This is a genomic window from Pseudomonas sp. 29 (genome assembly GCF_002754355.1).
GTDB lineage: Bacteria > Pseudomonadota > Gammaproteobacteria > Pseudomonadales > Pseudomonadaceae > Aquipseudomonas > Aquipseudomonas neuropathica.
In genome coordinates this window covers 3,149,604-3,162,698 of sequence record NZ_PEEY01000001.1, presented here as the reverse complement: position 1 = coordinate 3,162,698, position 13,095 = coordinate 3,149,604, and the positions used below count along the sequence as shown (strand labels likewise).

Sequence of the window (13,095 nt, the reverse complement as noted above, 5' to 3'; positions counted from 1 at the left end):
GCATGACGGCCGCGATCCAACGGCGACTGGAGATTCCAGAGCCACACCATGCTGAAAAAACCGAGCTGCACCCCGAGCTGAATCGCGCCCACGTACGCTTCATCGGCCTGGGCAAAACCTACAACGGTCGACAAGGCCCGGTCGCGGCTTTGCAGGGCATCGATCTGGCAATTCAGCGCGGGGAAGTGTTCGGCATCATCGGCCGTAGCGGCGCTGGTAAGTCGTCGCTGATTCGTACGATCAACCGTCTGGAACAGCCGACGTCCGGGCGCGTTCTGATCGATCAGGTCGACATCGGCGAGTTCGATGAGGACCGTCTCGTCGCTTTGCGCCGACGCATCGGCATGATCTTCCAGCACTTCAATCTGATGTCAGCCAAGACCGTTTGGCAGAACGTCGAACTGCCACTGAAAGTCGCGGGTGTGCCGAAAGAACAACGCGAGAAAAAGGTTCGCGAACTGCTCGAACTGGTTGGCCTGCAAGAAAAGCACAAGGCTTATCCGGCGCAGCTTTCCGGCGGGCAGAAACAGCGTGTCGGCATCGCCCGCGCGTTGGTGCATGACCCGGATATTTTGCTCTGCGACGAAGCCACTTCGGCGCTCGATCCAGAGACCACCCAGTCGATCCTCGGCCTGCTGCGCGAGATCAACCAACGCCTGGGCCTGACCATCGTATTGATTACCCATGAGATGGCAGTGATCCGCGAAATCTGCGCCCGCGTTGTCGTGCTTGAACACGGGCGAGTTGTCGAGCAAGGCCCGGTCTGGGAAGTGTTCGGCAATCCACAGCATGAGGTCAGCCAGACCTTGCTCGCGCCGCTGCAACACGCGTTGCCGGAGGAGTTGCAGAGCCGCTTGCAAGCTCAAGCACCCTCCTCCGACACCGCTGTGGTGCTGCGTTTGCAGTTCACCGGCAGCGCCAGTGACGAGCCGGATCTGGCGGCACTGTTCGCTGCATTGGGTGGCCGGGTGAAGCTGCTTCAGGGCGGCGTCGAACGGATTCAGGGGCATGCGCTGGGGCAACTATTGCTGGCGGTGAGCGGCTCTTCGTTCAGCGCCGAGCAACTGCGCGAGCGCGCCATGCCTTGGGCGCAACGGGTGGAGGTACTGGGTTATGTGGTTTGATCGCTTGTTGCAGGGTTTTATCGACACGTTTCTGATGGTCGGCGTGTCGTCGCTGATCGCCTTGCTGGTGGGGATTCCCATGGCGGTGATCCTGGTCACCAGCGACAAGGGCGGCATCTATGAAGCGCCGGTGTTGAACCGTGCCTTGGGTGCGTTCGTGAACCTGTTCCGCTCGATCCCGTTTCTGATTCTGATGGTCGCGCTGATTCCGTTTACCCGGTTGATTGTCGGCACCACCTACGGTGTCTGGGCGGCCGTGGTGCCGCTGACGATTGCGGCGACGCCGTTCTTTGCGCGGATTGCCGAAGTGAGCCTGCGTGAGGTCGATCATGGTTTGATCGAAGCCGCGCAGGCGATGGGTTGCCGACGTTGGCACATTGTCTGGCATGTGCTGTTGCCCGAGGCGCTGCCGGGGATTGTCGGCGGTTTCACGATTACGCTAGTGACGATGATCAACTCCTCGGCCATGGCCGGGGCGATTGGTGCCGGTGGCTTGGGGGATATCGCTTATCGCTACGGCTATCAGCGCTTTGACAGCCAGATCATGTTGACGGTGATTGTGTTGCTGGTGGCGTTGGTCGCGGTGATTCAGTTGGGTGGGGATCGCTTGGCGCGGGGGTTGAACAAGCGCTGAATCTGGCCGGGCTCATGCGGCGCCTCTGAACCCGCTTTCGCGAGCAGGCTCGCTCCCACATTTGGAATGCGTTCCCCTGTGGGAGCGAGCCTGCTCGCGAATGGCTACGCAGCAGCCCCGAACCCGATGGCGTATATTCGGCAAATCTCCTTTGCCCGTGCAGCCCTCGACCATGAAGCAGACCCCCACCGATCTCGAACAGATCACCGCGACCACCCTCGGCCATTACAACTCAGTGGCCGAAGACTTCCGCGAAGGCACCCGCGATCACGATGTCAGCCAGAACATCGATGCGTTGCTACGGCATATTCAGGGCACGGCGCCATTCACGATTCTGGATTTTGGCTGCGGCCCAGGGCGGGATCTGCAAACGTTTACGCGCATGGGGCATGTCGCTGTGGGGCTCGACGGCTCTCAAGAGTTTGCGCGAATGGCCCGTGAGGACAGTGGCTGCGAGGTGCTGCAACAGGACTTTCTGAAACTTGATCTGCCGGCCGAACGCTTCGACGGCATCTTCGCCAACGCAGTGTTGTTTCATGTGCCGTTGCAGGAGTTGCCGCGGGTGCTCAAGCAATTGCATGGTGCCCTGAAGCCCGGTGGTGTGCTGTTCAGCTCGAATCCACGCGGGGATAACCGTGAGGGCTGGAACGGGCCGCGCTATGGCTCGTATCACGATCTTGAGGCGTGGCAGGAGTTGCTGACGGCGGCAGGGTTTGTCGAGCTTGAGCATTACTATCGGCCGGCCGGGCTGCCGCGTGAGCAGCAGCCTTGGTTGGCCAGCGTTTGGCGTAAGGCTTGAGTCGAGTCAGAGACAAGTCCCTCACCCCCAGCCCTCTCCCGGAGGGAGAGGGCGCCGATTGGGGGATATTTAAGCAGTACGCCGACCGGATCTAACTTAGGTGAACCCTTAATCGACTCGATTTTTCAGGTCGATGGATAGCGTCAGACACCTCGGTCAGTCCCCTCTCCCCCCGGGAGAGGGTTAGGGTGAGGGTCGTTGTTGACTCAATCCTTCTTCGGTTCGCGAATCTTGTACCAGGCCACATACAGCGCCGGCAGGAACAGCAACGTCAGCAACGTCGCCACCACGATCCCGCCAATCATTGCGTAAGCCATCGGTCCCCAGAACACTTCCCGGGCAATCGGGATCATGCCCATGCTCGCCGCTGCCGCGGTCAACAGGATCGGCCGGCGCCGGTGCTCGGTCGCTTCCACCACCGCATCCCACGGCGCATAGCCTTTCTGCTCGAACTCATCGATCTGCGTCACGAGGATCACCGAGTTACGGATGATGATGCCGATCAGCGCGAGAATCCCCAGGATCGCCACGAAGCCCATCGGCGTGCCGGTCGGCACCAGCGCCAGCACTACGCCGATCAGCCCCAGCGGCGCGACACTGGCGACGAGGAACATCTTCTGCACGCTGTGCAACTGGATCATCAGGAAGGTCGCCATCAAAAACAGCATCAACGGCAAAACCTTGGCAATCGGCCCTTGGGCCTTGCCGCTTTCCTCGACCGTACCGCCGGTGGCGACCTTGTAGCCCACTGGCAGTTTGTCAGCGAAGGCATCAATCGACGGCTTGAGCAGTTTCACCAGATCGGTCGGCTGGATCTCGTCGCGCACCGAGGCCTTGATGGTGATGGTCGGCAAGCGGTCACGACGCCACACCAGCGGCTGCTCCAGTTCATAACGCACGGTGGCGAACGCCAGCAGCGGGATCGACGTGCCGTTGGGCGTAACGATCTGCAGATTCTGCAGGGTTTCCGGCGTACCGCGCTCCGAATTCACCGCCCGGCCGACCACATTGATCAGGTAGATGTCGTCGTTGACCTGGGTCAGCGGCGCGCCGCTGACGATGCTGTTCATCAGGTTCGCGACGTCTTCGGACGACAGCCCGAGTTGGCGCGCCTTGTCCTGAGCGATGTCGATGCGCAGGACTTTGCCCGGCTCGTTCCAGTCGTAAATGATCTCGCCGATGTGCGGGTTCTTGTCCAGTTCGGTGGCCAGGTCGATGGCGTGCTTGCGCACCTGATCGATGTCCTTGCCACTGACTCGGTACTGGATCGGACGCCCCACCGGCGGGCCCATTTCCAGCGCCTGGACGTAACTGCCGATGCCGACGAAGTCTTTGTGCAAGCGCTCACGCAGGCGTTGGCTCAGGGCCTCGCGGGCTTCGAAGTCTTTGCTGACAATCACCAGTTGTGCGTAGTACGGGTTTTGCAATTGCTGGTCGAGCGGCAGGTAGAAACGGATCGCGCCCTGACCGATGTAGGTGCTCCAACGCACAATGTCCGCGTCGCCTTTGAGGGTTTCTTCCAGCTTGTCGACGGCTTTGCGGGTTTCGTCGATCGAGGCGTTTTGCGGCAGGTTCAGGTCGACGAGAATTTCCGGCCGGTCCGAGGAAGGGAAGAACTGGTTCTGCACAAAGCGCATGCAAAACACTGCCAGTACGAACAGCAGCACGGTAATGCCGATGGCCCACCAGCGATTGCGCATCGCCCACAGCAGACCGCCATTGAACGCACGCCCGACGCGGCCCGGCTCGGCTTCATGGGGTTTCACGTTGGCGCTGAGAATGTGCACGCCGATCACCGGAGCGAAGAACACCGCCACCACCCATGACACCAGCATCGCCACGGCGATCACCGCGAACAGGGTGAAGGTGTACTCACCGGCGGAGCTGGCATTGAGGCCGATGGGCACGAAACCCGCGACGGTCACCAGCGTGCCGGTGAGCATCGGGAACGCCGTCGAGGTGTAGGCGAACGTCGCGGCCTGCTCGCGGGTCTCGCCCATTTCCAGGCGCGTGACCATCATCTCCACGGTAATCATCGCATCGTCGACCAACAGACCGAGGGCGATGATCAAGGCACCGAGCGAAATCCGCTGCATGGTGATGCCACTGTATTCCATGAATACGAACACCATCGCCAGCACCAGCGGAATCGAGCACGCCACCACCAGGCCGGCGCGTACGCCGAGGCTGATGAAGCTGACCACCAGCACGATGATCACCGCCTCGAACAGGGCACTGGTAAAGCCACCGACCGCTTCTTCTACCACCACCGCCTGATCGGACACGGTGTGCACACCCACGCCAACCGGCAAGTCTGCGGTCAGTTCATCGATGCGTTGGTGCAACGCCTTGCCGAACTCCTGAACGTTGCCGCCCTTCTGCATGGCAATCGCCAGACCGATGGCCGGTTTGCCGTCGAAGCGGAATTCCGGGGTAGCCGGATCGGTGTAACCGCGAGTGATGTCGGCGATGTCAGCCAAGCGATAGAAACGGTCGTTGAGCTTGAGATTGACCTCGGCCAGATCTTTCTCCGAGGCGAACTGCCCCGAAGTGCGCACGGAAATCCGCTCAGGGCCGGCCTCGATCACACCGGCCGGGGTCACGGCGTTCTGCGATTGCAGGCTCTGCACAACCTGACGCTGATCGATACCCAACGCCGCCAGTTTGCGGGTGGAGAAGTTCAGATAAATCACTTCGTCCTGCTGGCCGATCATTTCGATCTTGCCCAGCCCCGGTACATTGCGGATCTCGGCCCGCGCCTGTTCTACGTAATCGCGCAACTGGCGCATGGTCAGGCCGTCGGCGGTGAAGGCGTAGACCGAGCCGAACACATCACCGAACTCGTCGTTGAACCCGGGCCCTTGAATACCTTTGGGGAACTGCCCGCGAATATCGTCGATCTTCTTGCGCACCTGGTACCAGATTTCCGGGATGTCCTTGGCGCTGGTGGTGTCGCGCAGGTACACGTACACCGTCGATTCGCCGGGGCGCGTGTAACTTTTCACGTAGTCGAGGGAGTCGAGTTCCTCGAGTTTTTTCTCGATGCGGTCGGTGACCTGTGCGAGGGTTTCTTCCTGGGTCGCGCCCGGCCATTTGGTCTGGATCACCATGGTCTTGATGGTGAACGACGGATCTTCTTCGCGGCCCAGATTGAAGTACGAGAACACGCCCATCAGCAACGCGACGAACATCAGGTACCAGACGAATGACTGATGCTTGAGGGCCCATTCGGAGAGGTTGAAAGAGCCTTTCATTGACTGTCCTCGTCAAGTTTTACCGATTGTCCGGGTTTGAGGCTGTTGACGCCGGCGCTGACCACGCGCTCGCCATTCTTCACGCCGCCCGCGAGCACTACGCTGCTGTCGGTGCGGCTGATCACGCTGACGTCGCGGGGGCTGACGGTTTTGCTCTGGGTGTCGATGACCCAGATCCGTGGTTTGCCGTCGACTTCCTGCAAAGCGGTAGCCGGCAATTCGATGCGCGGTTTGATCGCCGAACTGAGGGTCACGCTGATCGCCGTGCCGAGGCGGAAACCGTCCGGTGTCTCGGCCAGAGTCAGGCGTGCCCGACGAGTACGCGTGGCGCTTTGCGCCTGCGGTTCGATCTCGCGAAGGGTTGCCGTGGTGTTGATGCTCGGGTCGAGTTGCCCGGCCACCAGAAACACCACGTCGGAAGGAATCTGATCGACCAGGGTGTCGGGCAGATCGATCACCGCTTCCTTGATGTCCGGTTGCGCCAGAGTCACGACCTGCTGGCCCGCCGTCACCACTTGCCCGGCTTCGGCGTTCCACGCGGTGACCACGGCTTTATGGTCGGAACGCAGTTCGGTATAGCCGAGCTGGTCCTTGCTTTGATTGACCGCCGCCCGTGCCTGGTCCAGCGAGGCCTGGGTGGTTTTCAAGTCCGTGGTGGCGATGTCCAGTTGTGCCTGCGCCCCTACGCCACGATCGAACAGCGCCTGCTGACGGCGGGCATTGGCCTGGGCATTGATCAGTTGCGCCTGAACCCTGGCCAGGTCGCCCTGGGCCGAACGCAATTGGTTCTGCTGATCAGACGGATCGAGGGTGGCGAGCAGCGTGCCCTTTTGCACTTCGGTTCCGACATCGACGTTGCGGCTGGCGATGCGGCCACCGACGCGGAAACCGGTGTTGCTTTCATAACGCGCCTGGATGCTGCCGGCGAAACGCCCGAGGCTTTCCTCGCTCAACGCTTGAACTTTGACCGATAGCACCGGACGTACCGGCTCCGGAGGTGGCTCGCTTTTCGAGCAGGCCGCCAGCAACACACCCACGGATAACAGCCCCAGACGCTTCATGGCTGTGCTCCCGGTTGCAGATCCTTGTAGGTGTTTTCAGCGATTTCGACTTTCATGCCGGGATGCAATAACTGTCCTCCGGCGACAATGACTTTCTCCCCGCCCTTGAGGCCTTCGCTGATGATGACCTTGCCGATCAGGTAGCGGCCGACGGTCACGTTGTGCAACTGCGCTTCACCTTTATCGTCGACCATCCACACCGCCGGATCACTGATGTTTTTGGTCAGCGCCGACCATGGCAATTCGACTGCCGACTTGCCGCTGCCCTTGGCGGTGGCGCTGACCACCGAGCCCAGCTGCATCCCTTGTGGCAGGCTGTCGAGGCTGACTTTGACTTGCACCGTGCCGGACTGCGCCGACACCGCCGGGGTGATTTCACGCACCGTGCCGGTGGTTTTGATGGCAGGGTTATCGAGCAGGCTGACGACGATCGAGGGATCCGCAGGACGCTCGGCCAGCAGCGATTCGTAGACATTGAACACCGCGTCACGGTCGCCATCGCGGGCCAACGAAAAAATCGGTGCCGTGGCCTGTACCACCTGGCCGACTTCGGCCTGACGCTCAGTGATCACGCCCGGGGCGTCGGCGATCAGTGCGGTGTAGCTGAGCTGATCTTTAGCGTTGGCCAATTGCGCCTGCGCCGCGCTCAAGGCGCTCTGGCTGCTGCGCAACGCGGCTTGGGCGGAATCGTATTCGCTCTGGCTGGTGTAACCCTTGGGCAGGAGTTTTTGCTGGCGCACGAAAGCGGCCGCGCTCTGTTTCACCCGGGCTTGTTCAGCGACGACTTGGGCCTGGGCCGAATCGACGTTGGTCTGCAAATCCTTGGGGTCGAGTTTGGCCAGCACTTGCTTGGCCGTGACCCGGTCACCGACGTCAACCATACGCTGGATGATCTTGCCGCCGACGCGGAACGACAATTCGGTCTGCACGCGCGCCTGCACGTCACCGGTCAACGTCACCGAAGCGGCGTAATCCGTGGGTTTCACTTCCTGTACAAAGACCCTGGGAAGGTATTCCTCAGGGGCTTTTTTCTCGCCGCAGGCGGTCACCAACGTGAGCAGACTCAGCATGACCGCTGTTTTCAAACCGGGACTCGCCATGCAGACTCCTTCCTGTGTACGAACGTGCAAGTGACGATACGACTGTGAGCTTAGAACAGGGTTCAACGTTCGCCCGTTCGTCCTACATATTTCCTGAAGGAGCTGCCGTAGGCTGCGATCTTTTGATCTTTTAAAAACAACATCAAAAGATCGCAACCTTCGGCAGCTCCTGCAATGGGCGCCTCAAGAGAAGGAATTCCATGCTCAATACTCTCGCGGTGGCCAATTACCGCTCGATCAACAAACTGGTGATCCCGCTCGGCCGGCTGAACCTGATCACCGGTCCCAACGGCAGCGGCAAGTCCAATCTCTACCGGGCCTTGCGCCTGCTAGCGGAAACCGCTCAGGGCGGGGTGGTCAATGCGCTGGCCCGTGAGGGTGGGCTAGAGTCGACCTTCTGGGCCGGGCCGCAAACCATCAGCCGACGCATGCGCAATGGTGAGGTGCCGATCCAGTCGACGGTACGCCAAGGCGTGAAGCGACTGCGCCTGGGGTTCGCCGGGGAAGATTTCAGCTACTCGATCAGCCTCGGCCTGCCCGACTCCAACGGGCACTTCATGCTGCCCGAGCATTCGCACCCGATTCCCTCGCGCTTCAGCCTCGACCCGCAGATCAAGCGCGAGTGCATCTGGGCCGGCCCGCTCTACCGCCCCGCCAGCCTGCTGGTGGATCGTGACGGCCCGATGATCCGCACACGCAACGAGCGCCAATGGGATGTGCTGGCGCAACACACGCCGAACTTCGACAGCCTGTTCGATCAGGTCGGCAGCCTGCGCAGCTCGCCGGAAGTGTTCCAGATGCGCGAGTTCATTCGCCGCTGGCGCTTTTATGATCACTTTCGCAGCGATGCCGATGCACCGGTGCGCCAGCCGCAATTGGGCACACGCACGCCGGTGCTGCATCACGACGGCCGTGATCTGGCGGCGGCGTTGCAGACCATCATCGAGATTGGTGATGGCGATGCGATGCGTGCGGCGATTACCGATGCGTTTCCTGGCGCGCGGGTGCATATCGAAGCGCAGGCCGGTGGACGTTTTGCCATCGAGTTTTATCAGGAAGGCTTGTTGCGGCCGTTATCGGCGGCGGAGCTGTCGGACGGCACGTTGCGTTATTTGCTGTTGGTTGCGGCGCTACTGACGCCGAGGCCGCCGTCGCTGATGGTGCTGAACGAACCGGAGACCAGCCTGCACCCGGATCTGCTGCCAGCGTTGGCGCGGTTGATTATCCGTGCCTCGGAGCAGTGTCAGGTGTGGGTGGTGTCGCATGCGCGGCGGTTGATTTCGGCGTTGCAGGAAGACCCGGAATGCAATTGCATCGTGCTGGAGAAAACCCTGGGCCAGACCGGGATTGTCGGCCAGCGAGTGCTGGATGAGCCGGCGTGGAACTGGCCGGATTGAGCGTTCCAGCCAAAAGCCCCTCACCCTAACCCTCTCCCAGAGGGAGAGGGGACTGACCGAGGGATGCTCAAGAGTGGCGCCGACGTGAAAATGCATCTGTGAATCCAAAATCGAAGTGACGCCGACGTGAAAATGCATCTGTGAATCCATAATCAACTCGGTTTGTCAGGTCGATGTCTGATGCAAGACACCTCGGTCGGCTCCCTCTCCCACCGGGAGAGGGCTGGGGTGAGGGATTGCCCTTGAGCCTCACCACCGACTCAACAGGCAATCACCCCTGCCACTTGCCACCCTCGACAATCACGCTCTCAGGCTTGGTGTCATCACTCAGCTCTTTACGCACATACTGGTCGTACAGCTTGAGCAGATACTTCTCTTCACCCAGCTTGGTCAGCTCAGTATTCACCCAGTCACGCAACTCGAGATTGCCCTTCTTCACCGCTGGCGCGATCGGCGCTTCAGCCCCCAGTTTTTCATCCAGCACGCGATAGCCCGGGTTCTGCTTGGCCCAGCTGAACAACACCAGATTGTCCTGTGCGTACGCATCGCCACGACCATTGGCCAGAGCTTGCAGCGATTCGGAGTTTTTCTCGAACTTGAGCAATTTCCAGTCCGGATGATTCTTGGTCAGCCAGATATCGGCGGTCGTGCCCGTAGTGACGATGGTGGTGCGGGTTGCCAGATCATCGAGGTTTTTCACCGAGCTGCTTTGCGGCACCAACGCCTGCACCGCAACCTTGAGGTTCGGGTTAGTGAACTCCACCGCTTCCTTGCGCTCAGGCGTGACGGTCATGTTGGCGAGGATCAGGTCGACCTTGTCGCTTTGCAGGAATGGAATACGGCTCGCCGGCTCGACGGCAACGAACTCGACCTTGTTTTCATCGCCGAGCAAATCCTTGGCGAAACGCCGGCCGATATCAGTATCGAAGCCGACGTAGCGCCCGGCCTCATCGACAAAACCGAACGGTGGCTTGTCGGTGAAGACGCCGATGATCAATTTGTCGCGAGCCTTGATCTTGTCCAGATAACCGGCCGGCGCGGTGCTTTCGCTGGCGACTTTCGGCTTCGGCGGTTCTTCGGTTTTGCTGCAACCGGCAAGCAAGGCGAGGGTCAGTAGGGGCAGTAAAAAAGCGGCAGTTTTCATAACAGTTCCAGTTCCTTTGTCGGATTCGTTTTTGGCAGTGTTGCCACGAAGGAGAACTTCTCCAGAAACTGCTGCGCGCGTGCGGTTTGCGGGTTCGTAAAGAAAATCTCGGGCGGGTTCTGTTCAAGGATGCGCCCGGCATCCATGAACACGATGCGATCGGCCACCGCGCGAGCGAAGGCCATTTCATGGGTGACGATCAACAGGGTCATGCCTTCGCGGGCCAGGCCCTGAATGACCTGCAAAACTTCCTTGACCATTTCCGGGTCGAGGGCGGCGGTGACTTCGTCGAAGAGCATCACCCGTGGGTTCATGCACAGCGAGCGGACGATGGCGATGCGTTGCTGCTGGCCGCCGGAGAGCTGACGCGGGAAGGCATCGCGCTTGTCCGCCAGGCCAACGCGTTCGAGCAGCGCTTCGGCTTGCTGTTGCGCTTCGCGGCGCTGACGCTTCTGTACCTTGAGCGGGCCAAGTAGCAAATTGTCGAGCACGCTCATGTGCGGGAACAGGTGATAACTCTGGAACACCATGCCGATCTGCTGGCGGATCTCGCGCCAGTCGGTGGACTTGTCCAGCAGTTCGCGGCCGACAAATTTCAAGCTGCCGCTGTGGGCTTCTTCCAGACCATTGAGGCAACGCAGCAACGTGCTTTTGCCGCAACCGCTGGGGCCGAGGACGACGATCACTTCGCCACTCTGCACTTGCAGGTCGATGCCGTTGAGCACCTGCTGCTCACCGTAGAATTTATTGAAACCGTGAAACTCGATCAATGCGCTCATGCTTGCGTCCAGCGCCGCTCCAGCACGCGCGAAGCGGCCGAAAGCGGGTAGCAGATAAAAAAGAAAAACAGGAACAGCGCGCCGTAGATCAGCACCGACTCGTAGGTGCGCTCGATGATCTGCTGGCCGACCTTGATCACATCGACCACACCGATCAGCACCGCCAATGAGCTGGTCTTGATGATCCGCGTGTAGACGTTGATGGTCGGCGGCGTCATGCGCTTCAACGCTTGCGGCAGCAGTACGTAGCCATAAAGTTGTGCGGCGTTTAGGCCGATCGACAGCCCCGCTTCACGCTGCCCGCGCGGCAACGAATGCAGCGCACCACGCGCCACTTCGCCCACCTCGCTGGCGCCCCACAGCGACAGCACCAGCACCGCGCACCAGAAACTTGGCAGGCTCAGGCCTAAAAAGATCGGTAAGCCGAAGAACAGCAGGTACAACCAGACCAGCACCGGAATCGCCCGGAACAACTCCAGATAGACCCGCAGGATCGCGTTCAGCCACCTCACGTTGAGCGTTCGCAGCACACCGTAGAGCACGCCGCCGACAGTGCTGATGGCGATGCTCAGGAACGAGATCGACAAGGTTTGCCCGGCGCCTTTGGCCAGTTGCGGCAACGACACCCAGAGCAGTTCAAGACCCGAACTGGCCATGCTGGAGCCTCCTTTCCAGACGGCTGAGCAGCAGCGACAGCGGCAAGAACAGCAGCACGCAGATCAGCGTCAACACGGCGAGCATTTCGTAGGTTTTGTAGTAGAGCGCGATGTAGCTCTTGGTGGTGTAGAGGATTTCCGGCACGGCCACCGCCGAGACCACGGTGGTTTCCTTGAGCAGGAAAATGAAATTGGCGAACAACGACGGCAGGCTGAGAATCCCCGCTTGCGGCAGGATCACGTAGCGCAACAACTGGCCATGGGACAGGCCAATCGAGCGCCCTGATTCCAGTTGCGCCTGCGGCACCGCATCGACGCCGGCGCGCAGCACTTCGGTGAGGTAAGCGCCGCCGAGAAAGGTCATGGTGATGATCGCGGCAGTGAAACCAGAGACTTTGATCCCCAACGCCGGCAAGGCGAAGTAGACGAAGAACAACTGAATCAGCAACGGCGTGTTGCGTGCCAGTTCCACATACAGGCCCACCAGTCTTTGCAGGTACGGCGTGCGGAACACCAGAATCGTCGCGTTGAGCAGCGCCACCAGCAGCGAGGTGCCAATGGCGATAAAACCGACCTGCAGCGTTACGCCCACGGCTTTGAGAAACGCCGGCAGGGTGCTGAGGATAAATGCGTAATCGAAGGTCATGAAACGTCCTGAACGCCGCTCGGTAAGCGACGGTGGTGCAGTCCATGGGCAGCGGATGGCTGTCCGGCAGACACCGACTTTATAGGTATAAAAACAAGAATTTAAATACCGTTAAAGCATATTGATATCACCCAAAAAACTATCTTGTGGGTTTGCCGGGAAGGAATAAGAAGGCTATTTTTCTTTGCGCTGTAGGAAGGATCTTTTTTTCATGAAAGCCCTCCAAGGACGAACAGCTTTTGGCCAGACTCCCTCGGCCAACCTCATAACAAGGAAGAGAACATGGACGTAAAAGTGCCGCAGCGACTGGATCCGCAGGAGATTGTGAAATTGTTGGTGGCGTTGAGACGGGCATTGAAGGCCCAAGTGGCCTGAGCTCAAGATCAAAAGCACCCTCACCCCAGCCCTCTCCCAGGGGGAGAGGGAGCCGACCGAGGTGTCTGGCGAATTACGTCGACCTGAATCATCGAGTCGATTATGGATTCAGCAGAGATCTTTCAC

At 60.2% G+C, this 13,095-nt stretch carries 11 protein-coding genes; 4 read left to right on the top strand and 7 right to left on the bottom strand.

Annotation, left to right across the window (positions count from 1 at the left end; genetic code table 11):
• The first annotated feature begins 2 nt into the window (after positions 1-2).
• The 3 genes from CLU80_RS14710 (at position 3) to CLU80_RS14700 (ending at position 2,557) form a co-directional block, all read left to right on the top strand.
• Positions 3-1,124, top strand: a complete 1,122-nt coding sequence (locus CLU80_RS14710; protein ID WP_099757703.1) for a methionine ABC transporter ATP-binding protein — start codon at positions 3-5, stop codon at positions 1,122-1,124.
• A complete protein-coding gene (locus tag CLU80_RS14705; protein WP_034151854.1) occupies positions 1,114-1,758 on the top strand; it encodes a methionine ABC transporter permease in 645 nt (214 codons plus the stop codon). Before CLU80_RS14710 ends, CLU80_RS14705 begins: the two co-directional genes overlap by 11 nt.
• Before the next feature lie 172 nt (positions 1,759-1,930).
• On the top strand, positions 1,931-2,557 hold the full coding sequence (locus CLU80_RS14700; protein WP_099757702.1) for a class I SAM-dependent methyltransferase: 627 nt from the start codon (positions 1,931-1,933) through the stop codon (positions 2,555-2,557).
• A 206-nt stretch (positions 2,558-2,763) separates the two neighbouring features.
• On the opposite strand, the gene CLU80_RS14695 is transcribed toward CLU80_RS14700, so the two are convergent.
• The 3 genes from CLU80_RS14695 to CLU80_RS14685 are packed head-to-tail and all read right to left on the bottom strand — an operon-like array spanning position 2,764 to position 7,972.
• Positions 2,764-5,811, bottom strand: coding sequence for an efflux RND transporter permease subunit (locus CLU80_RS14695; RefSeq protein WP_099757701.1), 3,048 nt, complete (start codon positions 5,809-5,811; stop codon positions 2,764-2,766).
• Positions 5,808-6,872, bottom strand: coding sequence for an efflux RND transporter periplasmic adaptor subunit (locus CLU80_RS14690; RefSeq protein ID WP_093440529.1), 1,065 nt, complete (start codon positions 6,870-6,872; stop codon positions 5,808-5,810). Before CLU80_RS14690 ends, CLU80_RS14695 begins: the two co-directional genes overlap by 4 nt.
• Positions 6,869-7,972 (bottom strand): efflux RND transporter periplasmic adaptor subunit, encoded by a 1,104-nt coding sequence (locus CLU80_RS14685; protein WP_099757700.1) that lies wholly within the window; start codon positions 7,970-7,972, stop codon positions 6,869-6,871. The genes CLU80_RS14690 and CLU80_RS14685 overlap by 4 nt, the downstream gene beginning before the upstream one ends.
• A 200-nt stretch (positions 7,973-8,172) precedes the next feature.
• On the opposite strand from CLU80_RS14685, the gene CLU80_RS14680 reads away from it, so the two are divergent.
• A complete protein-coding gene (locus CLU80_RS14680) occupies positions 8,173-9,369 on the top strand; it encodes an AAA family ATPase (RefSeq protein WP_093440520.1) in 1,197 nt (398 codons plus the stop codon).
• 271 nt (positions 9,370-9,640) lie between these two features.
• On the opposite strand, the gene CLU80_RS14675 is transcribed toward CLU80_RS14680, so the two are convergent.
• Genes CLU80_RS14675 through CLU80_RS14660 form a run of 4 tightly spaced genes read right to left on the bottom strand, consistent with a single transcriptional unit; the run spans position 9,641 to position 12,594 of the window.
• Entirely contained in the window at positions 9,641-10,513 is an 873-nt protein-coding gene (locus CLU80_RS14675) for a transporter substrate-binding domain-containing protein (protein WP_099757699.1), read from the bottom strand.
• Positions 10,510-11,292 carry an amino acid ABC transporter ATP-binding protein gene (locus CLU80_RS14670; RefSeq protein ID WP_099757698.1) on the bottom strand — a complete coding sequence of 261 codons (783 nt, stop codon included), beginning with the start codon at positions 11,290-11,292 and terminating at the stop codon, positions 10,510-10,512. The genes CLU80_RS14675 and CLU80_RS14670 overlap by 4 nt, the downstream gene beginning before the upstream one ends.
• Positions 11,289-11,948, bottom strand: coding sequence for an amino acid ABC transporter permease (locus CLU80_RS14665; RefSeq protein WP_099757697.1), 660 nt, complete (start codon positions 11,946-11,948; stop codon positions 11,289-11,291). The genes CLU80_RS14670 and CLU80_RS14665 overlap by 4 nt, the downstream gene beginning before the upstream one ends.
• Positions 11,929-12,594 (bottom strand): amino acid ABC transporter permease, encoded by a 666-nt coding sequence (locus CLU80_RS14660; RefSeq protein WP_038359751.1) that lies wholly within the window; start codon positions 12,592-12,594, stop codon positions 11,929-11,931. Before CLU80_RS14660 ends, CLU80_RS14665 begins: the two co-directional genes overlap by 20 nt.
• Between the last annotated feature and the right edge of the window lie 501 nt (positions 12,595-13,095).